This window comes from Cedecea lapagei (assembly GCF_900635955.1).
Lineage (GTDB): Bacteria > Pseudomonadota > Gammaproteobacteria > Enterobacterales > Enterobacteriaceae > Cedecea > Cedecea lapagei.
In genome coordinates this window covers 1,680,248-1,704,249 of the sequence record NZ_LR134201.1, presented here as the reverse complement: position 1 = coordinate 1,704,249, position 24,002 = coordinate 1,680,248, and the positions used below count along the sequence as shown (strand labels likewise).

Genomic DNA, 24,002 nt, shown 5'->3' with positions numbered 1-24,002 from the left:
TGGGGATTGGGGGCTATATCCTGGCATTAACGCTTGCCCCGCAGGGCAAGCTGTCGATCATGAATAATTAGCCTAGCCAGGCCTGCTTCCAGTCGTTGAGTCCTTCATTCTGCAGCAGCCAGTCCTTGTGGATAGCCGCTCGCAGCTCATCACCACGCAGGCTTAACGCCTGTCGATCGGCCAGTTGCTCCCGAATAACACTTAACCATGTTGCAAAGCGGTTTGGCAGTCGGGTAACCGGTAAATCACCGCGATAAGGTTCAATATCGGTACAGATAATCGGTACGCCACAGGCGCCCAACTCCAGCAAACGAAGATTGCTTTTGCATTCGTTGAACACGTTATTCTCAAGCGGCACCAGAGCAAGATCTAAATCCAGCGTACTCAGTTTTTCCGGGTACAGCTCAAACGGCACCGCAAGATGGAATTCGCAGCGTACCCCCTCTGGCTTCATGCCCATAAATACCCAGTCGACCTCATCCTCAAGCGCCTTCATGAGCGGCAATAAAAGCTCAAGATCGCCTGTGTGACTGCTGCCTCCCGCCCAGCCGACTCGAGGCTTTTTACCCTCACGTTTACGGCTCTTCAGATGTGCCCACTGCTCGACATGGAGGCGGTTTTGCGCCACACGAATATCACTGTGGAACTCACGGTATGCATGAGCAAGCGGTTCCGTCGAAACCACCAGCCAGTCAGCTTGCTCAGAAAGCAGCTGCAGGCGGCGCTGCATATCTTTTGGCAAGTTAGACGCCATGGCGTTTTTCGCCGAGAGATTCAAATAATTGTCATCATACTCAAGCACAAGTTTGGCCGAGCTGACCGTGCGATACTGCTGCATCATAGCCGGTAAGCGATCGTCGAGTGGGAGTTCGAGCAACAGCATATCAGGCTGGACGCTGGCAACCTCCATAACCGAGGGAAAGCCATGTATTACGCCGCCTTCGAGACACAGTGTCCGCTCAAGCGCCTGCCAGGGCTTCATCACTCGATAGTTGCCGCAGCCGGTCCAGTTAACATGTGATGCCATCACCACCGGCAGAGGGTTGCCCGGCAAAGGAGGTTGAATACGCGCCGTACGAGTCCCAAGACGGAAGAGAGACCCTACCCGCGCCAGATGGCCGCTATAAAACGGGTCTTTGGCCAGCGTCTTACCCCATTTATCCTGCAGCCGAATGAAGACCTCATCATCAGGGTGAGCCGCAATGCCGAATTTTTCCGTGAACAAACGCGTCGCACCTCCCAGATGCTTAACACGAGAGTCCGGTGTCCAGAGGGTTAAATAATGCAGCTCTCGCAAACGCAAACATAAATCCACGTCGCCGAGATAGAGTGGGAAATTTTGCTCGTCGAAACCGCCCACTTCCGCAAACACGTCAGCACGCACCATCATGCAAGCTGCGCTTACAGCCGCTGCGCCGCGGGTCGTTTGAAGCCGTAACAGGAACCCGGCATCTTCTGCTCCAGCCCCCTGGTTGGCAACCTGAGTTCCCAGCCCAAGACCGTTGATAAACCCGCCATGTTCAACTCGCCCGTCTGGATATTCCAGACGTGCACCGACTGCTCCGACCTCAGGGCGTAACGCGTGGCGAAGCAGGCTGGTGAGCCAGTCGGCATCCATCAACTGGGTATCGTTATTTAAGAACAACAGCACCTGCCCACGCGCCTGCGCTGCCGCCAGGTTATTCATCGCTGAAAAGTTAAACGGCTTACTCCAGCGGAGTACTCGAATACTGTCGGGTGAAAAACCGGCCAGTTGGTTAAGATAATCCCGACAGCTTTCATCCTGAGAGTCATTATCAACAATGATAATTTCGTAATGCGGATAGCGCGTCACTTCAACCAGGGACTCGATGCACTGCCTGAGTAACGGCAACTGATCTCTGGTCGGAATAATGATAGAAACCAGAGGCTCGACGGGCAGTGGATATACAACCCGCAGCGCACCATTGTAGCCATTGGCTTCTGCCTGGGCAGCAAGACCACAGCGCTGGAAATGGGCGTTCGTCACCTGGGCAAGCTCGGCGCTTATCTTCGGCTGTTTGATCAGGCTTTCTAGCCTGTGCGGGACATTCACCAGCACATCATTAACGTGCCCAAGGCTCGCAGGGCCATGTTTTTCAATCAGTTGCCAACAAAAATCTAAGCCGGCAAACAGCGGGTACGACGCAGACAGCCCGCCGTGCTCCCGCCAGCTTTCTACGGTAATGAACAGTGTACTGCCGATGTAGGGCACGCTACGCAGCAAATCGATATCGCAGTCCGGTTTTAAGGAAAGCTGAGGCTCGCCGCACTCATCAACAACATATTCATCGCAATACCAGGCCGCTACCTGCGGTTCTCGCAGGCTGTATTCTGCGTAGAGTAATAAGGCGTGCGGCTCAAGTTTGCTACCCGCAGTCAGCATTAAAATTCCGCGAGCATCCGTAACGTTGGCTAGCTGGTTAAGGGCCTGGCTAACGCCGTCTTTATCACTTATAAAATTGACTCCCTCGACATCAAGAAGAGGACGCTGGCTTATCACGGTAACGCTTTGTGCGCCCAGATGCTGTGCGCTTAATGATTGCAGTGTTTTCGCCAACTTGTCTGCATCGCCATCAGTATCAATCACCGCAACGGCAATCTGGCCAAACTCTGGATAAGACTGAATAAAAGAGTGAAGAATCGCCACACGGGTTGGCGAAGGTTTTCTGTCTGCCAGCCACCCCTGGACGGAGACACTTTCATGATCCAGCCCCTCCATCACCTTTCTGTGCAATTCGAGGCTGCGGCTTTCCTCATCATTGATGGACAGCGTTTCTGCGGGAGGAAGCGCCGCTACAATACCTTCGAGCAAATGCTCAAGGTCGCACTGTTTACTGACCAGCTTTTGTAATTCCCGCGCCCATTTGCGCGCGCGAGCATAACCTTCGACAACGGCACGAGCCCAGTCGGCTGAATCGCTAATCGCAACGCCGTTACGGACGCTAAATGCTACTTCCGCAAGTTTGGGGTAATTTGTCTGATTAAGGTAACCCGCTGTCGAATAGCCGTTCGCCAGTACTACCGGGATGCCAAGCCTCATCGCCTGCACGGCGAATCTGCCGGTGGTGATAATCAGCGGGTAGCTTGCCATCAGCTCGGCGCTAACGGGCTCAACGGCAAAGTCCAGGTTATAGTAATGCAGCTCAATGCCCTGGACTTTAAAAGCCTCGCACTGACGTTCGCTGTCCGGAATGTTCCCTGAGTGGATAACAAGGGCAGTTTTTAACGCGCCATCGCGGGATTGAACATCACTATTTGCTGAAAACTCTGGTGAAAACGAAAGCGGTAGCGGCCTGAGTTTATTCGAATTAATGCCTTTATCCGCCAGCACAAAGTGCATTTGCGCGGAAAAATAAAGGCTTTGCCAGGCCAGGCTATTTTCCAGATCGGCACCGTAGGGCAAATCTATATCTGCATAATAATCAAAGTGTTGGAAAACCACCTTACCTTTGATTGCCTGTTTGCGCAGGGCAAAATTAAGCTGCTCGCTGACATAACCCTGGAAAATCCAGATAAGCCCATATTCAGCTCGCAGTTCATGCTCTGAAGGCGGCACAAAACGGACATGTTGATGTTGGGCATGGTTTTCCAGACGCGTCAACCAATAGCGCCCTACCTTATTGGCAACAACATCGACCTGCCAGTTTTGCTGAAGAAAGTACTCGATAACATCGCAAAACGTCGTCTCAATTTGATTAAAATGTTCGAATTTATCAATGCAAATCAGGATGCTTTTCATAGTTTCCGTTTTAATCAGAGGAACGATGTCGCTAGTGTGAAACAAAAACCCGGCAGGTGCCGGGTTTTTTCTTAGAACTGTATCTGACGTTAAAATTAACGCAGCAGAGACAGCATCGCCTGTGGAACCTGGTTTGCCTGAGACAGTACGGAAGTACCAGCCTGCTGCAGAATCTGCGCGCGGCTCATGTTGGAAACTTCGGTCGCGTAGTCAGCATCCTGAATACGGGACTGTGCCGCAGACAGGTTGGTGATGGAGTTGTTCAGGTTGTTGATAGTAGACTCGAAACGGTTCTGCAGCGCACCCAGGTTAGAACGTGCGTTGTTCACTGCGGTCAGAGCGGTATCAACAGCTTTGGTTACATCGCTTGCGCCACCGGATGTAGCAATAGTAACGTTACCGGTCAGAACGGTGCCAGAAGCCAGGCCGCTTGCGCTGGCGTTGATCAGGGAGTCGCTACCGATAGAGATACGGTCGTTAGCAGAGGTGTTTGCGCCAACCTGAATGCTCACGCCGCCGGTTGCAGAACCGTCCAGCAGGTTTTTGCCGTTGAAGTTAGCAGAGCCAGAGATACGGTTGATTTCCTGAAGACGCTGGTTGATTTCAGTGTTGATGGAATCCAGGTCGCTCTGCTGGTTGGTGCCGTTCGCTGCTTTAACAGACAGTTCACGGATACGCTGCAAGTTGGTGTTGATTTCGTTCAGGTTACCTTCGGTAGTCTGAATCAGGGAGATACCGTCGTTGGTGTTGCTGGAAGCCTGAGTCATCCCTTTGATCTGAGCGGTCATACGGTTGGCAATCGCCTGACCAGCAGCATCGTCTTTAGCGCTGTTGATTTTCAGACCGGAAGACAGACGCTCGATAGCAGTACCCAGTGCAGACTGAGATTTGTTCAGGTTGTTCTGCGTGCTCAGGGACAGCAGGTTAGTATTGATAACTGACATAGTTTTAATTCCTTAAAAATTTGGGTTTAGGTTCGGTGCCTAACACTCACGGCGTCTCTCACCGTCAACAAGGTTATCGACGCCCCCCGTACCAACTTTAGAATTAATCATGAAAAAAAATTCAACACACTGATTAAAAAGGAATTAAAACCTAAAAAAACCACTTAACCTGCATAAATCTGTCTGCCTCGAATATTGAAAACAGACGACTAACGGGCTATTTGTAAGAATATATTTAACCAGCCAGCGCAAAGTAGACATATATTAAGGCAACCACATAACACAATCGCTTTATAAGCCCCAATCTCACCCGTCTATTCCGCTGATTATTTTTTTTATTTCACAGTAAACTTTTCCACCTGCTCGCCGATAACTGACTGAAACTACCCATCGACTTTGAGGAAGACATGTATGGCTGGAATCAGTAATCTCAACGCAGGGAACAGTCTGGGATTGTCCGATCTCTATGACAAATTGGAAACTGCTGAAAAAACCAAACTAACTACCATTACCAATCAGCAAGCGACCTACAATGCCCAACTGAGCGCTTACGGCAAGCTACAAAGTGCGCTGCAAAGCCTGCAAACGGCGACGACCGCACTGGGTAACAAAGACACCTGGAGTTCAACCAGCGTCAGCAGCACTAACACCTCGTTCAGCGTGACCACGGACAGTACAGCGACGCCGGGTAACTTTATCGTCAACGTAAATCAGATGGCCAAGGCACAGGTCCTGACGTCCGCCAGCCACGCTTCCGGTACCGAACTGCTGGGAAGCACCACCGGCGGCACGCGCACCTTAACCATTACGCAGCCGGGTTCCACCACTCCGCTGACGGTAAACCTGGCCGATGGTGATACTTCCCTGAACGGGATTGCGAGCGCCATCAATAAGGTAAACGGCAACGTTACCGCAAGCGTTGTAAAAGCCAGCGACGGTGATTTCCGCCTGATGCTGACCTCGAAGACGACAGGCCAGAACAGTGACATGACGGTGAAAGTGACCGGTGATGACACCCTTCAGGGTAAAATTGGCTACGACTCCACTACTAAAACTGGTGCGCTGAACGTCTTAACCAACTCTCAGAATGCCGTGGTAACGGTGAACAATATCAAGATCGAACGTCAGTCGAACACGATTTCTGACGCCTTCCCTGGTATGACCTTTACCCTGAAATCACAAAGTACTGCGGATGAAACGCTGACCGTTGACCGCGCAACGGATGCAAACAAAAAGGCCATTAATAACTGGGTCACGGCCTATAATGCGCTGCAGTCAACGATCACCAGTCTGACAAAGTATGTGAAAGTTGGTGCAGGCAACGATCAGTCATCCAACAACGGCGCGCTGCTGGGCGACAGTACGGTACGTTCCGTTCAGTCTCAGCTTCGCAGCCAACTGACCAACGTACAAAGCGGTGCCATCGCTATTATGGCCCAGATTGGCGTAAATCAGGATACGGTGACAGGGGCAGACGGTACGCTGGGCAACCTGAAGGTAGACGATGCGGCATTAACGAAGGCGTTATCCGATAACCCTCAGGCGGTGCAGGCCTATTTTATCGGTGACGGAAAAACAACCGGCTTTGCAACCCAGATGAATAACACCCTGACCGCCATGCTGAGCACCACATCCGGCAGCAGCGGCGTCATCCAGAACGCCAAAGACGGGATCAACAGTACGCTGAAAACCCTCAGCGACAACTATGACAAAATGTCTGCCTCAATTGACGCGACGATGGCTCGCTACAAAACACAGTTTACCAGTCTTAACACGTTAGTCAGTTCGTTGAACAACACGTCAACCTACCTGACTCAACAATTTGATAAGAAGAGCTAAGGAGCTGGTATGTATAGTAACTCTGGTGTTCAGGCCTATCAAAATGTCGGCCTTGAAACGGCGGTCTTGAGCGCCAGTCCACATCAGTTGGTGGTCATTCTTTTTGATGGGGCACTCAGTGCCCTGATCAGAGCACGTCTCTTTATTGAGCAAAATGACACCGCGGCCAAAGGTCAGGCCATTACCAAAGCGATTAACATTATCGATAATGGCCTGAAGGCTGGACTTAACATGGAAGTGGGTGGCGATCTTCCACACAACCTGTCGGCACTTTACGAGTATATGGTCAATCGTCTGCTTCAGGCGAACCTCTATAACGATGTCAACATCATCGCTGAAGTTGAAGGGCTGTTGAACAATATCGCGAGCGCCTGGAAGCAAATCGGCCCTGGAACCACACCCACTCAGGACTCTTTCTGATGAATGATTTCATCTCATCCCTTAATCACTGGCAGGCGCTGCAGGCGCTAAGTTATACGATGCTCAACCTGGCTCACTCCGGGAAATGGGATGAGCTGATCGAACAGGAAATTAAGTACGTCACGCTGGTGGAGCAGATTGCTCGCCACCCCCTTTCACCCGGTAATGCCCTGCATCAGGAAAAGGCGAAAGAGATCCTCGCCAGCATTCTGGCGAACGAGGCAGAGCTTAAGAGCCTGCTGAAGGGGAGAATGGAAGAATTGCGAGAGTTGATAGACCATTCTGGCAAGCAAAAATCGCTCACCAACACTTATGGTGAACTTTCAGGAAACGTGCTCTTTCCGCTGGATTTTAATCAATAGCACGCCGGCTGCGATGATTTGCACCATACTCCAGAGGTCAGCTAAATGACTTCTGGAGCACGGACGAGATGAAGAACCCTACCCTGTTACAGTTTTTCCACTGGTATTTCCCCGGCGACGGCAAGCTTTGGTCAGAGGTTTCAGACCGGGCATCCACCCTCAGCGATATCGGCATCAACATGGTTTGGCTACCTCCGGCTTATAAAGGCAGCGCGGGCGGCTATTCGGTTGGCTATGATTGCTATGACCTCTTTGACCTTGGCGAATTTGACCAGAAAGGCAGCATCCCCACCAAATACGGGGATAAAACCCAGCTGCTGGCGGCCATACAAGCCCTGCGGGATAACAATATCTCGGTGCTGCTGGATGTTGTGGTAAATCACAAAATGGGCGCTGACGAAAAAGAGCGGATCCGCGTCAACAGGGTAAACGAAGAAAACAGAAACGACATCTCGCCAGAAGTCATCGAATGCGAGGCGTGGACGCGCTACACCTTCCCCGCTCGCGCCGGGAAATATTCGGAGTTTATCTGGGACTACAAATGCTTTAGCGGCATCGACCATATTGAAAACCCGGACGAAGACGGCATTTTTAAAATCATCAACGACTATACCGGCGATGGCTGGAACGACCAGGTTGACGACGAACTGGGCAATTTCGACTATCTGATGGGCGAAAATATAGACTTTCGCAACCGCGCGGTAACCGAAGAGCTGAAGTTCTGGGCTCGCTGGGTTATGGAACAAACACACTGCAACGGATTCCGGCTGGATGCGGTTAAGCACATTCCGGCCTGGTTTTACAAAGAGTGGATTGAACACGTACAGCAGGTGGCGGAGGAGCCGCTGTTTATCGTAGCCGAATACTGGTCGCATGAGGTCGACAAGCTGCAGGAATACATCGCGCAGGTCGAGGGAAAAACGATGCTCTTTGATGCGCCCTTGCAGATGAAATTCCACGAGGCGTCGAGGCTCGGGCGGGATTACGACATGAGCCAGATTTTTACCGGTACGCTGGTGGAGGCTGACCCGTTCCATGCCGTCACGCTTGTGGCTAACCACGACACCCAGCCCTTACAGGCGCTGGAGGCCCCCGTCGAGGCCTGGTTTAAACCGCTGGCCTATGCGCTGATCCTGCTGCGTGAAAACGGAGTACCTTCGGTGTTCTATCCTGACCTTTTCGGCGCCAGCTACGACGATGAAGGCGGTGACGGCCAAAACTACCATATCGATATGCCGGTGATTGAGCAGCTCGATGATTTGATTCATGCCCGGGAACGCTTTGCCCATGGCATACAAACCCTGTGGTTCGATCATCCAAACTGCATTGCCTTTAGCCGCAGCGGCACCGACGAAGCCCCCGGCTGCGTGGTGGTCATGTCGAACGGGGACAACGGTGAGAAAACGTTGACGCTCGGCGAAAACTTCGGCGAGAAGACCTGGCGAGACTATCTTGGCAATCGCGAGGAGACGGTGCATACCGATCAAAGCGGCAGCGCCACCTTTACCTGTAACGGCGGCAGCGTCAGCGTTTGGGTGCTGGAGGATGTGCTGTAATTTCCCCCTCTCCTTGATGGAGAGGGGCGTTCTTCTCTTACCCTTTGGTTAACTTACTGTCCAAAGGATGTTTGGCGAGGTAATCAGCGCACTCCGTCGTCAAACGATCAACGCGCTTCAACGTCATTCCGGCGTACTCAAGCGTATCGCCGTTGCGCTCGATGGGGTAAATTTCACGCTTAACGGTTACGTTGCGCAGATCACCAGCCAGGTGCGTCAGCTTCCCCGGTACCGTAATCACCCGCTGCCACTGGCGGCAGTCAAGGGTATCGCCTGCCGGCGTGACCACCAGCGAGGCAATAGCCTCAGGGCTCACCAGCTCGCTCTGCGGGCCGCTTGACTGCCAGTAGCCTGCCATGCCGGCCGGCGCTTCGGTACGCACCACCTGCCCATAATCTCTAACCTCGACGCAGCCGCTCAGTGCCACCAGCGCCGCCAATACTAAAAGCTTCTTCATCGTCTATCCTGACTGCGGAGAAAAAATAATTTTGGCATTAAAGCCCAGGGCCTGCCAGCACTTCCTCCAGGGGCAGAAAAATTGATCCAGATTGTTTTTTCCTCTTTTCAATCTGCTAAGCCAAAAAGATGGGCGTATGATCTCGCCCTCTTGCGCCCGCTGCGGCACGTTCTTCTGAGTTCAGAGGCGAAAAAAATGACCTGGCACTCCTTTAAACAACAATACCTGGTAACCTTCTGGAAACCGATGCCCGCGGTGATAGCGGCAGGGATCCTCTCCACCTACTACTTCGGCATCACCGGCACCTTCTGGGCCGTCACCGGCGAATTCACCCGCTGGGGCGGCCAGCTGCTGCAGCTGCTGGGCGTTCACGCCGAAGAGTGGGGTTACTACAAACTTATTCACCTCGACGGCAGTCCACTGACCCGTATCGACGGCATGATGATTCTCGGCATGTTTGGCGGCTGCTTCGCGGCAGCGCTGTGGGCCAATAACGTTAAGCTGCGTTTACCTCAGCACCGTATCCGTATTATTCAGGCGGTGCTCGGCGGCATTATTGCTGGCTTTGGCGCAAGGCTTGCCATGGGCTGCAACCTCGCCGCTTTCTTTACCGGCATTCCACAGTTCTCGCTGCACGCATGGTTTTTTGCGCTGGCTACCGCCATCGGCTGCTGGTTTGGCGCCCGCTTCACGCTGTTGCCGATGTTCCGGATCCCGGTCAGGCTACAAAAAGTCTCCACTGCCTCTCCGCTGACGCAGCAGCCAGACCGTGCAAAACGCCGCTTCCGCATGGGTATGCTGGTGTTTATCGGTATGATTGGCTGGGCCGGTTTGACCGCCATAAACCAACCGAAACTGGGGCTGGCGATGCTTTTTGGTGTTGGGTTCGGCCTGCTAATTGAACGGGCGCAAATTTGCTTTACTTCCGCCTTCCGCGATATGTGGATAACCGGGCGTACCCATATGGCCAAAGCCATTATCCTGGGAATGGCGGTGAGTGCGATTGGCATTTTCAGCTATGTACAGCTGGGCGTGGAAGCCAAAATTATGTGGGCGGGGCCAAACGCCGTCATCGGTGGCCTGCTGTTTGGTTTTGGCATCGTGCTGGCCGGCGGCTGTGAAACCGGCTGGATGTATCGCGCGGTGGAAGGTCAGGTTCATTACTGGTGGGTTGGCCTGGGCAACGTTATCGGCTCTACGCTGCTGGCCTGGTTCTGGGACGATATCTCCCCAGCGCTGGCAACCAGCTGGGATAAAGTCAACCTGCTGAACACCTTCGGGCCGCTGGGCGGGCTGCTGGTGACCTACCTGATGCTGCTTGCTGCTTATTTGCTCATTGTCGGCTGGGAGAAACGCTTCTTCCGTCGTAAAAACCAGCCCCTCAACGCTATTACCGGAGAAACCGCATGAGCCAAAGTATCGTTCCTGACTATCGACTGGATATGGTGGGCGAGCCCTGCCCTTACCCGGCGGTGGCTACGCTCGAAGCGATGCCTCAGCTGAAAAAAGGGGAGGTGCTTGAAGTGGTGAGCGACTGCCCGCAGTCCATCAACAATATTCCTCTCGACGCTAAAAACCACGGCTATACGGTGCTGGATATTCAGCAGGATGGTCCGACCATTCGCTATCTCATTCAGCGCTAATCAGGCAGGGGCATCTTGCCCCTTTTAACTTACCGGCTTCACCCAAGCGCCGGAATCCAGCAGGAAACGTTCTGCACTGGCAATCTTCGCCACCGCCCTGTCCCCATGTTTTGCCACCAGCATCGCCAGTAAACACTCCGCAATGCCCATTGCCGAGACCACAGAAGGGAAAAACGACGGGCTGTGAGCGGAGAAATAGAGCGTGCTTGCGGCCGACTCCGCAAGGGGAGAAAGCGGAGAGTCGGTCAGCGCAACGATCCTGCTCCCGGCCTGCCGGGCTGCGCCCAGCACATCAAGCGATTCACGCGAATAAGGTGCAAACCCTATCATTAACACCGCATCTTCAGGCGTAAGTTCACGAGTAAAGATTTCGTAATTGCTCGCCTGGCCATCAATCAGCGAGACGTGCTTATTAAACAGGCGGTAGATATAAAACAGCGTGTACGCCACCGGATAACTGGCGCGGAAACCACAAACATAGACATGCTCCGCGGCGTCCAGCACGTCAACCGCCTTTTCCATCGCCCGCTGGTTTTCCGCCTCGGTATGGGTGAGATTAGCGGTATGGGCGGCAAACACCTCCCGGTAAAGTGACGCAGAAATGCCCTTATCCACCAGTTTTTCCGCCCTCGCCTGATGGGTTTCATGGTTCAGGCCAAGCTGCTGGACAAAGGCGGTTTTGAACTCCCCCCAGCCAGCGTAGCCCAGCCTTTGGGCCAGGCGCAGCAGCGTCGCGGGCTTTACGCCAATCCGTGAAGCAAAAGCCCGCATCGAAAGCAGAACCAAATCCTTTATGTTGTCCAGACTCAGGTCTGCAGCCCGCTGCAGCTCAGGAGTTAATGTCTTGTAATGCTTCTCTATCGTCTGTTGCGGGGTCATGGGCTGGCAGGATTCTCCTGTGTAGGCCGGAAGTCCTTTCCGGCTTTTTAAAGGCATCACTCTGATATTGCAGTGAAATTAGTTTCCAGGTCAAACAAATATGCCCCCATGCGGAATTAAAAAACCGCTACCACTGCAGGGAAGCCCCTGCGCCCACAACAAAGTTTTGCTGAGAGTCGTTAGAAATGGAGGCTTTCACCACCGTGTTTTCCAGCGCGCGGGCGGAAAAACCAACCGCAAGCGCACTCTCCCCATCGGTTGTGCCAGCTCCGGCACCCACGGAAAATGTCGCGCCCTGGGTCACCTGCGGGATGTTAGCCATTGCGGCCACGCCCGCGATACCTGCCGAAGCACGTTGACGGTTTTCATCCACCTGATCTTTTAAATGGTTAAAGTTGCTGTTGCTAACAGCATTAGCCTCCAGAGCACCGATACGTGACTCGTGTTCGGCCAGCTCCGCCGTATTGTCGGCCAGTGCCCTGTTAGTCGCCTCTAATGCTGCTTTATTAGCCTCAGTGTTTGCGATTGCTGCTGCGGCTCTGGACTGGGCGTAGGCGCCAGTGTTTTGCGCAACTTTTAGCTCCGAATCCAGCGATGCAATCGTACTTTTGTTTGTACTAACATTTGAGTTCAGAGAGGTAATTGCGGTTTGATTAGCATTGACGTTTGAGTTCAGCGAGCTGATTGCGCCCTGGTTCGATGCAATGGCGGTTTGGTTTGCGCTGACGTTTGAATTCAGCGTCCCAATTGCGGTTTGATTCGCATTGACGTTTGAGTTCAGCGAGCTGATTGCGCCTTGGTTCGATGCAATGGCGGCTTGGTTTGCGCTGACGTTTGAATTCAGCGTTCCAATTGCGGTTTGATTCGCATTGACGTTTGAGTTCAGCGAGCTGATTGCGCCCTGGTTCGATGCAATGGCGGCTTGGTTTGCGCTGACGTTTGAATTCAGCGTTCCAATTGCGGTTTGATTCGCGGCGACGTTCGAGCTCAGCGATGAAATTGTACTTTTGTTTGCGCTGACATCTGAGTTCAGAGAGGCAATTGCGGTTTGGTTTGCAGTGACGTTTGAATTCAGCAAGCTGATTGCGCCCTGGTTCGATGCAATGGCAGTTTGGTTTACACTAACGTTTGAATTCAGCGTTCCAATTGCGGTTTGATTCGCGGCGACGTTTGAACCCAGTGACGTAATTGATTTTTGGTTATCACTCACGACTGTTTCAACCGCAAGCAAATCGGCTGCATTTCTTTTTACATCAATATTAAATTGTTCAAGGTTGTAGACGCCGGGCATCCCTGTTACGGTGTTTCCTCTGAGCGTATCTGCGACCAAAGTGAACTTGCCATTGTCGCCCGTTATTTCAGCGGATGTTTGATCTGCCCAGCACTGATGGCTAATAAAAGCCCCAATAATTAACGCTAACGTTGCCTTTTTCATGCTAAAAACCTACTATATATTCGCTTGTGAAGATTTAGTAAAATCCGATCAAATGGATAGTTAACTGGCTGCAACCAGTTAACTATCCCCCTCTTTATATTTCCCGCCCTTACTTCCCCTTATTGAATAAATAACCTCACTGATAGTTTCCACAGGAATTAACCGTTCCTTTTTTTAGTGACTTTAACTCTATGGCGTAACGCGCACGATAGCCCTCCAGAAAATCCGGCAGGAAGGCCATAACCATATGCAGTAAAAAACTTTTATAATCGCCGACATTTATTCCTGCAAAGGTTTAATAGAATAAAATCGCCGGCACGACGTTCAGAATAAAAATGAAATAGTAAAATTGTGTGATAATTCTGGCGATGAATATGCATTGCATGGCTGAAGTAAAACTTGATCTACATCATGCCATTTAGCATTGATTTAGCTTTAGATGAGAAAAAAATTAATACCCTTCATATGAAATATTCATTTGTTAATCGAATATTATAAAAAGGTTTTCCATGCAGGATAATAATAGAATTGGAATAAGAATGATTATTACTTATTTAGAATAAGTAAAAGGCCCGGGACAGACCTTTCTGTTAAAAATAGCCCTACAGGCGCAACACTAAACCTGCATGTTCATGACTTCCTGATAAGCAGCAACCAGCTTGTTACGGACCTGAACGCCCATCGCCAGAGAAACGGAAGATTTTTGCAGATCGACCATCACGTCGTTCAGCGCAACGCCGGGAGTGCCTAAAGCAAACTTCTCCGACTGAACGCGTGCGGTGTTAGCGGTTTCGCTGATGCGCCCTAAAGCGGCCTGCAGCTCGCCGGCAAAGCTGACCGTCGGCGCAGCGGCCGAGGCAGCGGGATTGGTCGCCGCCAGCGCGGTCGTCTGAAGTTGTTGCAGTACGCCTTCAATACCCTGAATTGCCATTTTCTCGCCTCAAATTGGTTAAGCCAGCAAAGATTACCACCTTGTCAATAGGATAAAGGCGTTAAATAGACGTAAAAAATAGAGCTAATTCAGCCATCGAAATGTCCACAAAACGAAAATAATGACACTGCCATCCATATGGAACTTTTGTCGTGTTTGTCGACCCGGGAGTCAGTCTTGTTCACTCATTACTCTAAAAATTTTGTCAACGCTAAGCCGCGAGGTGTGGAATGACCACTGCTGCTCAGGCACAAACGCCGCAAAACAAGACTCTTGAGTGGTTGAATCGCCTTCGTGCAAATCCAAGAATCCCCCTGATGATGGGCGGAGCCGCCGCCGTTGCCATACTGGTTGCTCTGGTACTGTGGGCAAAATCTCCCGATTACCGCGTGCTTTACAGCAACCTCGCCGATCAGGACGGCGGCGCGATTGTGACTCAGCTCCAGCAAATGAATATTCCCTACCGTTTCTCCGACAACGGTAGCGCGATTATGGTCCCGGCGGATAACGTCTACGATCTGCGCCTGCGTCTCGCTCAGCAGGGTTTGCCGAAGGGCGGTGCCGTCGGCTTCGAGCTTCTGGATCAGGAAAAGTTTGGAATCAGTCAGTTCAGCGAGCAGGTGAACTACCAGCGAGCGCTTGAAGGTGAACTGGCCCGCACTATCGAAACGCTCGGCCCGGTGAAAAATGCCCGGGTTCATCTTGCGATGCCAAAACCTTCCCTGTTCGTTCGTGAGCAAAAATCACCTTCCGCCTCCGTTACCCTCAGCCTTGAACCCGGCCGTGCGCTGGACGAAGGGCAAATTAACGCCGTAGTGCACATGGTCTCCAGCGCCGTCGCTGGTTTACCGCCGGGTAACGTGACGCTGGTCGATCAGGCTGGCCATCTGCTCACCCAGTCGAACAACGCAGGTCGCGACCTTAACGACGCGCAGCTCAAGTACGCAAACGACGTTGAAAGCCGCTACCAGCGCCGCATTGAATCGATCCTTGGGCCGATTGTCGGTAACGGTAACGTGCACGCTCAGGTCACCGCTCAGATTGATTTTGCTAATAAAGAGCAGACCGAAGAGCAATACCATCCGAACGGCGATCCATCGCAAACGGCGGTGCGTTCACGCCAGCTGAACCAGACTTCTCAGGTTAACGGTCAGTTCCCTGGCGGCGTACCGGGCGCGCTCTCCAACCAGCCTGCTCCGGCTAATACGGCACCGATTTCAACGCCGCCGCAGCAGAACAACCAGAATAACCCGCAGGCCAATAACGGCCAGCAGAATCAGACGAGCACCTCCAGCCAGAACGGCAGCAGCAACACTTCACGTGACGAAACCACCAACTATGAAGTGGACCGTACTATTCGCCACACCAAACTGAACGTAGGCGATATTCAGCGCCTGTCGGTGGCGGTGGTCGTGAACTACCGCCAGCTTGCCGACGGCAAACCGCTGCCGCTCACCGCCGACCAGATGAAACAGATTGAAAACCTGACGCGTGAAGCGATGGGCTATTCAGAAAGCCGCGGCGACACCCTGAACGTGGTCAACTCTCAGTTCACCGCCACCGAAGACGACAGCGGCAGCAGCCTGCCATTCTGGAAGTCTCCGGCCTTCTTCGACATGCTGCTCTCCGCCGGTCGCTGGCTGATCGTGCTGATTGTCGCCTGGCTGCTGTGGCGGAAAGCGATTCGTCCGCAGCTGACCCGCCGTGCGGAAGCCCTTAAGGCCGCTAACGAGGCGAAGCAGAGCGTTAAAGCCGAAGAAGAAGCCGTGGCCGTTACGCTAAGCCGTGACGAACAGCAGCAGCAGCGCAAAGCTAACCAGCGCCTGAGCGCCGAAGTCATGAGTCAGCGAATTCGTGATATGTCTGATAACGATCCTCGCGTAGTCGCGCTGGTGATCCGCCAATGGATGAGTACTGAAATATGAGTATGACCGGAACCGAAAAGAGCGCCATCCTGCTGATGACCATTGGCGAAGACCGCGCCGCCGAGGTGTTTAAACACCTCAGCCCGCGTGAAGTGCAGCATTTAAGTGCGGCGATGGCGAATACCCATCAGATTTCAAACAAACTGCTGACCGAAGTACTGGCGGAGTTTGAGCAGGAAGCCGAGCAGTTCGCGGCGCTGAGCATCAACGCCAACGACTACCTGCGTACCGTATTGATCAAAGCTCTGGGCGAAGAACGCGCCTCGAGCCTGCTGGAAGATATTCTCGAAACCCGCGACACGACGAGCGGTATCGAAACGCTCAACTTTATGGAGCCGCAGAGCGCCGCGGATCTTATTCGCGACGAGCACCCGCAGATCATCGCCACCATCCTGGTTCACCTCAAGCGTGGCCAGGCGGCAGACATTCTGGCGCTGTTCGAGGAGCGCCTGCGCAACGACGTCATGCTGCGTATCGCCACCTTCGGCGGCGTTCAGCCTGCCGCGCTGGCGGAGCTGACCGAGGTGCTGAACAACCTGCTCGACGGCCAGAACCTCAAGCGCAGCAAAATGGGCGGCGTAAGAACAGCAGCAGAAATTATCAACCTGATGAAAACCCAGCAGGAAGAAGCCGTTATTACCGCCGTGCGCGACTTCGACGGCGAGCTGGCGCAGAAAATCATCGACGAAATGTTCCTGTTCGAAAATCTGGTTGCCGTGGACGACCGCAGCATCCAGCGTCTTCTGCAGGAAGTGGAGTCCGAATCTCTGCTTATCGCCCTCAAGGGCGCGGAGCAGGCGCTGCGCGAGAAGTTCCTGCGCAACATGTCCCAGCGTGCTGCGGATATCCTGCGCGACGACCTCGCCAACCGTGGTCCGGTTCGTCTCTCGCAGGTCGAAAACGAACAGAAAGCTATCCTGCTCATCGTGCGTCGCCTGGCGGAGACCGGCGAGATGGTAATCGGCACCAGCGAGGATACCTATGTCTAATTCGCTGCCATGGAAACGCTGGACGCCTGACGACCTCGCCTTCCCGACGCCGGTTTTCGAAGAGATTGTGATGCCGGAAACCAGCGAAGCGCAAGAGGAGCAGGAAAGTGAGCCGGATCTCCAGCAAACGCTGGCGATGATGCAGGCTCAGGCGCGTGAGCAGGGTCACAGCGCGGGCTTTGCCGCCGGACACGATCAGGGTGTAGAGGAAGGCCGCAAGGCCGGATTCCAGCAGGGGCTTGAGCAGGGCATCAATGAAGCCCGTCAGCAACAGGCTCCGGTGCACGCGCGTATGCAGCAGCTGGTGAGCGAGTTCCAGTACACGCTGGACGCGCTGGACAGCGTTATTGCTTCACGCCTGATGCAGATGGCGCTGGAAGCCGCGCGACAGGTCATCGGCCAGACGCCAGCCGTCGATAACAACGCGCTGATCAAACAGATTCAGGGCCTGTTAATGCAGGAGCCGCTGTTTAGCGGCAAGCCACAGCTGCGTGTACACCCGGATGATTTACAGCGGGTAGAAGAGATGCTGGGCGCCACGCTGAGCCTGCACGGCTGGCGCCTTCGCGGAGACCCAGGTCTGCATCAGGGCGGCTGCAAAGTCTCTGCCGATGAGGGCGATCTTGACGCCAGCGTAGCAACCCGCTGGCAAGAACTTTGCCGCCTGGCCGCACCGGGAGTGCTCTGATGACCGCCCGCCTAACCCGTTGGCTGAACACGCTGGATAATTTTGAAGCGCGGATGACAGAGCTGCCGTCCGTTCGCCGCTACGGCCGCCTGACGCGTGCCACCGGTCTGGTGCTGGAAGCCACCGGCCTGCAGCTGCCGCTCGGGGCAACCTGCATCATTGAGCAGCACGACCGCGAAGTTGAATGTGAAGTGGTGGGCTTTAACGGCCACAAGCTGTTCCTGATGCCGCTGGAAGAAGTGGAAGGCATTCTGCCCGGCGCCAGAGTTTATGCGCGTTCATCAACGGCTGAAGGACTCCATAGCGGTAAAAAATTGCCGCTTGGCCCGGCACTGCTGGGACGGGTGCTCGACGGCAGCGGTCGCCCTCTTGATGGCCTGCCCTCTCCCGATACCGGCCTGATGGGCGCACTCGGCGCAGCGCCGTTTAACCCGCTCCAGCGTACGCCGATTGAACATGTCCTCGACGTAGGCGTGCGCCCGATTAACGCCCTGCTGACCGTCGGGCGCGGCCAGCGTATGGGCCTGTTCGCCGGCTCCGGCGTCGGTAAAAGCGTTCTGCTCGGGATGATGGCGCGTTATACTCAGGCCGACGTGATTGTCGTGGGGCTGATCGGCGAGCGTGGGCGCGAAGTAAAAGATTTTATCGAAAACATTTTGGGTGCCGAAGGCCGCGCACGCTCGGTAGTGATTGCCGCACCGGCGGACGTTTCTCCTCTGCTCCGTATGCAGGGTGCCGCCTACGCAACCAGAATTGCCGAAGACTTCCGCGATCGTGGTCAGCACGTGCTGCTGATCATGGACTCACTGACCCGTTACGCGATGGCGCAGCGTGAAATTGCCCTGGCCATCGGCGAACCGCCTGCCACCAAAGGCTATCCGCCTTCGGTGTTTGCCAAGCTCCCGGCGCTGGTTGAGCGCGCGGGGAACGGCATTCACGGCGGCGGTTCGATTACCGCTTTTTATACCGTACTCACCGAAGGCGACGATCAGCAGGACCCGATCGCCGACTCCGCGCGAGCCATTCTTGACGGCCACATTGTGCTGTCGCGCCGCCTGGCGGAAGCGGGCCACTACCCGGCCATCGACATCGAAGCTTCTATCAGTCGTGCTATGACATCGTTGATTACCGAGCAGCATTACGCCCGGGTACGTCGTTTCAAACAGCTGTTATCCAGCTTCCAGCGCAACCGTGATTTGGTCAGCGTGGGGGCTTACGCCAAAGGCAGCGATCCTATGCTCGATAAGGCCATCGAACTGTGGCCGCATCTGGAAGCATTCCTGCAACAAGGCATTTTTGAACGCGCAAGCTGGGAAGAAGCCTGCCTCGCTCTGGAGACACTCTTCCCGACGGTTTAATGAGAGGTGACCATGAACCAAAACAGCGCACTGGATACTTTGCGTGAGCTCGCCGCCCAGGAAGTGGAAAAAGCGGCGATTCGTTTAGGGGAGATGCGCCGGGGCTGTCAGCAGGCAGAAGAGCAGCTGAATATGCTGATTAACTATCAGTTTGAGTACAGCAACAGCCTGAATAACAACATGAGCCAGGGCATTGCCAGCACGCGCTGGCAGAACTATCAGCAGTTTATACGCACGCTGGAAAAAGCGATCGATCAACACCGCCAGCTGCTGATGCAGTGGACCAATAAAGTCGACCAGGCGCTGGGCGCGTGGCAGGAAAAACAAAAGCGCCTGCAGGCATGGCAAACCCTGCAGGAGAGAAAGGCGGCAGAGCTGTTGCTGGCGGAGAACAGGCTCGATCAGAAGCAGATGGACGAATACGCCCAGCGGGCCACATTGAGGAAAAGTGAATGATCACATTGCCAAACATTCTGTTAAACAACGGGGCCGATCCCGCTGCGACCGCGGAGACAAAAGGCGCGGAGGGCAAAGGCTTTTTGGATCTGCTGAGCAAAGCGCTGCCGGGCAAGGTCGAGCTGGAAGAGGGCAAATCTCTGCCTCTGGGCGTGGCCTTAAGCAAAGCTGCGGCCACTAATACAGCAAAAGGCGACGCCAAAGACGGCCAGGCGGTGCTGAACCAGTTACTCAACACGCCTGAGCTGTCAGAGGCGCTGACCACCCTGCTCGCCTCTCACGGGAAAACCGACACCAGCGACAAGCCGGATCTGGCGACAAAAGACGCCAAAAGCGACAAGCCGCTAAGCGATGCCGAGCTGCAGACGTTGAGCGCCCTGTTTGCGATGCTGCCGCAGCCGGTCGTCGCCGCTCAGCCCATAACGCCGGGTAAACCCGTTGCCGCAGCCGATAAAGCAGCGTTATCCGCGCTAACCACCGCGGGTAATACCGCAGCTAAGAGCGCGACCGACAGCCTGCTGCCCGCCGACGGTAGCGTTAAAAAAGCAGCCCCGACCACATCTGCGCTGGCGGACAGCAGAACCCCAGCGGCAACGGTTTCCTCCGCGCAGCAGCAGCCCGTTGATGACAAAATCCAACTGGCCGCCAACAAGGGGTCCGACAGCCGTGACAGCGCACCTTTACAGGTGAATAACACGGCACCGGTGACACCGCAGATAACGCCGGCCATCAGCAGCGCAACTATTGCCGCCCCGACCACCACGGTCATCGCCACGCCAACGGCACCGACGATCGCCGCCCAGTTGGGCAGCCATGAGTGGCAACAGCAGATTTCTCAGCACGTTACGCTGTTTACGCGCCAGGGCCAGCACAGCGCCGAGCTCAGATTGCATCCGGAAGATCTCGGCCAGGTGCAAATTAGTCTAAAACTAGAAGATAACCAGGCACAGCTGCAGATGATATCGCCGCACAGTCACGTGCGCGCCGCGCTCGAAGCCGCGCTGCCAACCCTGCGCACGGCGCTTGCGGAAAACGGCATCCAGCTGGGGCAGAGTAACATCAGCAGCGAAAGCTTTGCCCAGCAGCAATCTGGCCAGCAGCAACAGCAAAATACCCGCAGCGCGGAGCGTTTCTCACTTAGCGGCAGCGATCCTGAACCGCTACCGGTCGCCGATAGCCTCCAGCGCCTGGCAAGCAGCAACGGCGCGGTGGATATTTTTGCCTGAGGCCCGTTGACGGGTAAACGCCAGAGCTAGCGACAATAAACGTGTGTTTTCCGGGCTTTGACCGCCCGGAGACACGGGATAATTGCTTTTCAGCAGTACCGATACAGGAATAAAGCGTTCAATGACTGATACCGCTATCACGAAAGGCCGTAAACGCGCCATCTGGGTGCCGATACTGGTTCTTATCACACTCGCCGCGTGCGCGACCGCAGGCTATAGCTACTGGCGCATGCAGCAAACGCCAGCCACTGCCCAGGCAAAAGCGCCTGAGCCACCGCCTGCGCCAGTGTTTTTCGCTCTGGATACCTTTACCGTCAATCTGGGTGATGCGGATCGCGTACTGTACATCGGCGTTACGCTGCGCCTGAAAGATGAAGCCACTCGCCAGCGCCTGAGCGAATTCCTGCCTGAAGTTCGCAGCCGCCTGCTGCTGCTGTTCTCTCGTCAGGATGCCAATCAGCTTGCCACCGACGCAGGTAAGCAGAAGCTGGTAGAGGCGATTAAAACTACTCTGGCGCCGCCTCTGGTCGCCGGGCAACCTCAACAGGTAGTCAGCGACGTGCTGTATACCGCCTTTATTTTGCGGTAACTCCATGGGCGACAGTATTCTTTCTCAGGCTGAAATCGATGCGCTGTTAAACGGCGACAGTGAGAATAAAGACGAGCCGAAGGCCGGGGCTGCGGGCGAAACCAACATTCGTCCCTATGACCCGAATACCCAGCGTCGCGTTGTGCGTGAGCGCCTGCAGGCGCTGGAAATCATTAACGAGCGTTTTTCTCGCCAGTTCCGCATGGGGCTGTTTAACCTGCTGCGCCGTAGCCCGGATATTACCGTCGGGGCGATTCGTATCCAGCCGTACCACGAGTTTGCCCGCAACCTGCCGGTGCCAACCAACCTTAACCTGATCCACCTGAAGCCCCTGCGCGGCACCGGGCTCTTTGTCTTTTCGCCGAGCCTGGTGTTCATTGCGGTCGACAACCTGTTCGGCGGCGATGGTCGCTTCCCGACCAAAGTGGAAGGGCGCGAATTTACCCACACCGAGCAGCGCGTCATTAATCGCATGCTGAAGCTGGCGCTGGAATCCTACAGCGACGCGTGGAAGGCGATTTATCCGCTGGAAGTGGAGTACGTTCGTTCCGAAATGCAGGTCAAGTTTACCAATATCACCACCTCGCCGAATGACATCGTGGTTAACACCCCGTTCCACGTCGAAATTGGCAACCTGACCGGTGAGTTCAACATCTGTCTGCCGTTCAGCATGATTGAGCCGCTGCGCGAGCTGCTGGTGAATCCCCCGCTGGAGAACTCACGTCAGGAAGATCAGAGCTGGCGCGACACTCTGGTGCGTCAGGTGCAGCATTCCGAGCTGGAGCTGGTGGCGAACTTCGCCGATATCCCGCTGCGGCTGTCCCAAATCCTAAAACTGAAACCTGGCGATGTGCTGCCCATCGAAAAGCCAGATCGTATTATCGCGCACGTCGATGGCGTACCCGTGCTGACCAGCCAATACGGCACGGTCAACGGCCAGTATGCCCTGCGCGTCGAACATTTGATCAACCCGATATTGAATTCGCTGAATGAGGAACAGCCCAAATGAGTGATATTAATCAACCGTCCGATGACAATGCAGGCTCAGTGGACGATCTGTGGGCTGATGCGTTAAACGAGCAGAAAAGTTCCGGGAAAAGTAACGCGGATAACGTATTCCGTGCGCTGGAAGGCAATGATATTGCCGGTAACGTTCAGGATATCGACCTGATCATGGATATCCCGGTCAAACTGACCGTCGAGCTGGGCCGCACCCGCATGACCATCAAAGAGCTGCTGCGCCTGACGCAGGGTTCGGTGGTTGCCCTTGACGGGCTGGCCGGTGAACCGCTGGATATTCTGATCAACGGTTACCTGATTGCCCAGGGTGAAGTGGTGGTGGTGGCCGACAAATACGGCGTGCGTATTACCGACATCATTACCCCATCCGAACGTATGCGTCGCCTGAGCCGCTAAATGAAAACCCAGGCCACCGTCAGTCAGCCTGCCGTCAACGCCAACTCGCCGCTTGTTCAGGTGAGCGGCGCGTTGGCCGGTATTGTTATTTTTATCCTGGTGGCCGCGTGGCTGGCAAAGCGCTTTGGCTTCACCGGCGCCGGCGTTGGGGCAAAAAAGTCGCTGAACATTAGCGCCAGCGTAAGCGTAGGGACGCGCGAACGCGTGGTAGTGGTTGACGTCGAGAATGCACGCCTGGTGCTCGGCGTGACCTCAGCCCAGATTACCCATCTGCACACGCTGCCCCCGGCGCCTGCAACAGAGGCTGTTGAAAAGGCCCCTGCTCCCGCTGATTTCCAGAAACTGATGAAGAACCTGCTTAAACGTAACGGGAAAGATTGATGAAACGTTTGCTGACGCTCTCGTTACCGGGCTTATTGTTACTGCTCCCTGCCGCCGCTTTTGCACAACTCCCCGGCCTGATCAGTCAGCCCCTCGCCAACGGCGGACAGAGCTGGTCGCTGCCGGTGCAGACGCTGGTCTTTATTACCTCTCTGACCTTCCTGCCGGCCATTTTGCTGATGATGACCAGCTTCACGCGCATCATCATCGTCTTCGGCCTGCTGCGTAACGCCCTCGGTACGCCGTCCGCACCGCCCAACCAGGTGATGGTGGGTCTGGCACTGTTTCTGACCTTTTTCATTATGTCGCCGGTGTTCGATAAAATTTATGCCGACGCATACCAGCCTTTCAGCGAAGATAAAATTTCAATGGAAGTGGCGATCGATAAAGGCGCTCAGCCGCTGCGCGAGTTTATGCTGCGCCAGACGCGTGAAGCCGACCTTGCGCTGTTTGCCCGCCTCGCCAATACGCAGCCGCTGCAGGGGCCGGAAGCCGTGCCAATGCGCATCCTGCTGCCTGCCTACGTTACCAGCGAGCTGAAAACGGCGTTCCAGATTGGCTTTACGGTATTTATTCCGTTCCTGATTATCGACCTCGTGATCGCCAGCGTCCTGATGGCGCTTGGAATGATGATGGTTCCTCCCGCGACAATTGCCCTGCCCTTTAAGCTGATGCTTTTCGTGCTGGTCGACGGCTGGCAGCTGTTGGTGGGTTCATTAGCGCAAAGTTTTTACAGCTAAGGGAGAGA

General features: G+C 54.5%; 23 protein-coding genes. 17 read left to right on the top strand and 6 right to left on the bottom strand.

Annotation, left to right across the window (positions count from 1 at the left end; translation table 11 throughout):
- Positions 1-67: 67 nt before the first annotated feature.
- Complete coding sequence (locus EL098_RS08285) at positions 68-3,760, bottom strand: glycosyltransferase (protein WP_126355798.1); 3,693 nt, start codon at positions 3,758-3,760, stop codon at positions 68-70.
- A gap of 95 nt (positions 3,761-3,855) precedes the next feature.
- Positions 3,856-4,704: a flagellin N-terminal helical domain-containing protein gene (locus tag EL098_RS08280; protein ID WP_126355797.1), complete on the bottom strand. Its 849-nt coding sequence runs from the start codon at positions 4,702-4,704 to the stop codon at positions 3,856-3,858.
- 411 nt (positions 4,705-5,115) lie between these two features.
- Between EL098_RS08280 and fliD the strand changes: the two genes are divergently transcribed.
- From fliD to amyA, 4 genes are all read left to right on the top strand, one after another.
- On the top strand, positions 5,116-6,543 hold the full coding sequence (gene fliD / locus EL098_RS08275; RefSeq protein WP_126355796.1) for a flagellar filament capping protein FliD: 1,428 nt from the start codon (positions 5,116-5,118) through the stop codon (positions 6,541-6,543).
- Between the two features lie 9 nt (positions 6,544-6,552).
- Positions 6,553-6,963, top strand: a complete 411-nt coding sequence (fliS, locus tag EL098_RS08270) for a flagellar export chaperone FliS (protein WP_126355795.1) — start codon at positions 6,553-6,555, stop codon at positions 6,961-6,963.
- Positions 6,963-7,325, top strand: coding sequence for a flagella biosynthesis regulatory protein FliT (gene fliT, locus EL098_RS08265; protein WP_126355794.1), 363 nt, complete (start codon positions 6,963-6,965; stop codon positions 7,323-7,325). The genes fliS and fliT overlap by 1 nt, the downstream gene beginning before the upstream one ends.
- Before the next feature lie 68 nt (positions 7,326-7,393).
- Positions 7,394-8,881: an alpha-amylase gene (gene amyA / locus EL098_RS08260; protein ID WP_126355793.1), complete on the top strand. Its 1,488-nt coding sequence runs from the start codon at positions 7,394-7,396 to the stop codon at positions 8,879-8,881.
- A gap of 37 nt (positions 8,882-8,918) precedes the next feature.
- On the opposite strand, the gene yedD is transcribed toward amyA, so the two are convergent.
- Positions 8,919-9,338 carry a lipoprotein YedD gene (gene yedD / locus EL098_RS08255; RefSeq protein ID WP_126355792.1) on the bottom strand — a complete coding sequence of 140 codons (420 nt, stop codon included), beginning with the start codon at positions 9,336-9,338 and terminating at the stop codon, positions 8,919-8,921.
- A 195-nt stretch (positions 9,339-9,533) separates the two neighbouring features.
- Between yedD and yedE the strand changes: the two genes are divergently transcribed.
- Together yedE and yedF are read left to right on the top strand one after the other, a co-directional pair.
- Positions 9,534-10,748, top strand: coding sequence for a selenium metabolism membrane protein YedE/FdhT (yedE, locus tag EL098_RS08250; protein WP_164716801.1), 1,215 nt, complete (start codon positions 9,534-9,536; stop codon positions 10,746-10,748).
- Positions 10,745-10,981 (top strand): sulfurtransferase-like selenium metabolism protein YedF, encoded by a 237-nt coding sequence (gene yedF / locus EL098_RS08245; RefSeq protein ID WP_126355791.1) that lies wholly within the window; start codon positions 10,745-10,747, stop codon positions 10,979-10,981. The genes yedE and yedF overlap by 4 nt, the downstream gene beginning before the upstream one ends.
- Positions 10,982-11,005: 24 nt before the next feature.
- Here the strand turns inward: yedF and EL098_RS08240 are convergent, their stop codons facing one another.
- The 3 genes from EL098_RS08240 to fliE all read right to left on the bottom strand — a co-directional run bounded on the left by EL098_RS08240 (position 11,006) and on the right by fliE (position 14,226).
- Positions 11,006-11,860, bottom strand: a complete 855-nt coding sequence (locus EL098_RS08240; RefSeq protein ID WP_126355790.1) for a MurR/RpiR family transcriptional regulator — start codon at positions 11,858-11,860, stop codon at positions 11,006-11,008.
- Between the two features lie 127 nt (positions 11,861-11,987).
- Positions 11,988-13,295 (bottom strand): YadA-like family protein, encoded by a 1,308-nt coding sequence (locus tag EL098_RS08235; RefSeq protein ID WP_126355789.1) that lies wholly within the window; start codon positions 13,293-13,295, stop codon positions 11,988-11,990.
- A gap of 616 nt (positions 13,296-13,911) precedes the next feature.
- The gene (gene fliE, locus EL098_RS08230) at positions 13,912-14,226 is read right to left on the bottom strand and encodes a flagellar hook-basal body complex protein FliE (RefSeq protein ID WP_126355788.1); all 315 of its coding nucleotides are present in this window, start codon (positions 14,224-14,226) and stop codon (positions 13,912-13,914) included.
- 230 nt (positions 14,227-14,456) lie between these two features.
- Here fliE and fliF point away from each other — a divergent pair, with 230 nt between their 5' ends.
- The 11 genes from fliF (at position 14,457) to fliP (ending at position 23,994) form a co-directional block, all read left to right on the top strand.
- Entirely contained in the window at positions 14,457-16,151 is a 1,695-nt protein-coding gene (fliF, locus tag EL098_RS08225; protein WP_126355787.1) for a flagellar basal-body MS-ring/collar protein FliF, read from the top strand.
- Positions 16,148-17,140, top strand: coding sequence for a flagellar motor switch protein FliG (fliG, locus tag EL098_RS08220; RefSeq protein ID WP_126355786.1), 993 nt, complete (start codon positions 16,148-16,150; stop codon positions 17,138-17,140). The genes fliF and fliG overlap by 4 nt, the downstream gene beginning before the upstream one ends.
- Positions 17,133-17,828 carry a flagellar assembly protein FliH gene (gene fliH, locus EL098_RS08215; RefSeq protein ID WP_126355785.1) on the top strand — a complete coding sequence of 232 codons (696 nt, stop codon included), beginning with the start codon at positions 17,133-17,135 and terminating at the stop codon, positions 17,826-17,828. The genes fliG and fliH overlap by 8 nt, the downstream gene beginning before the upstream one ends.
- Positions 17,828-19,186, top strand: coding sequence for a flagellar protein export ATPase FliI (gene fliI, locus EL098_RS08210; RefSeq protein WP_126355784.1), 1,359 nt, complete (start codon positions 17,828-17,830; stop codon positions 19,184-19,186). Before fliH ends, fliI begins: the two co-directional genes overlap by 1 nt.
- A 12-nt stretch (positions 19,187-19,198) precedes the next feature.
- On the top strand, positions 19,199-19,642 hold the full coding sequence (gene fliJ, locus EL098_RS08205; RefSeq protein WP_126355783.1) for a flagellar export protein FliJ: 444 nt from the start codon (positions 19,199-19,201) through the stop codon (positions 19,640-19,642).
- The gene (locus EL098_RS08200) at positions 19,639-20,868 is read left to right on the top strand and encodes a flagellar hook-length control protein FliK (protein ID WP_126355782.1); all 1,230 of its coding nucleotides are present in this window, start codon (positions 19,639-19,641) and stop codon (positions 20,866-20,868) included. The genes fliJ and EL098_RS08200 overlap by 4 nt, the downstream gene beginning before the upstream one ends.
- A 121-nt stretch (positions 20,869-20,989) precedes the next feature.
- Positions 20,990-21,457: a flagellar basal body-associated protein FliL gene (gene fliL, locus EL098_RS08195; protein ID WP_038481606.1), complete on the top strand. Its 468-nt coding sequence runs from the start codon at positions 20,990-20,992 to the stop codon at positions 21,455-21,457.
- Between the two features lie 4 nt (positions 21,458-21,461).
- Positions 21,462-22,466: a flagellar motor switch protein FliM gene (gene fliM / locus EL098_RS08190; RefSeq protein WP_126355781.1), complete on the top strand. Its 1,005-nt coding sequence runs from the start codon at positions 21,462-21,464 to the stop codon at positions 22,464-22,466.
- Positions 22,463-22,873 (top strand): flagellar motor switch protein FliN, encoded by a 411-nt coding sequence (fliN, locus tag EL098_RS08185; RefSeq protein WP_126355780.1) that lies wholly within the window; start codon positions 22,463-22,465, stop codon positions 22,871-22,873. Before fliM ends, fliN begins: the two co-directional genes overlap by 4 nt.
- Positions 22,874-23,254 carry a flagellar biosynthetic protein FliO gene (gene fliO / locus EL098_RS08180; protein WP_126355779.1) on the top strand — a complete coding sequence of 127 codons (381 nt, stop codon included), beginning with the start codon at positions 22,874-22,876 and terminating at the stop codon, positions 23,252-23,254.
- Positions 23,254-23,994: a flagellar type III secretion system pore protein FliP gene (gene fliP, locus EL098_RS08175; RefSeq protein ID WP_126355778.1), complete on the top strand. Its 741-nt coding sequence runs from the start codon at positions 23,254-23,256 to the stop codon at positions 23,992-23,994. Before fliO ends, fliP begins: the two co-directional genes overlap by 1 nt.
- Positions 23,995-24,002 lie beyond the last annotated feature (8 nt).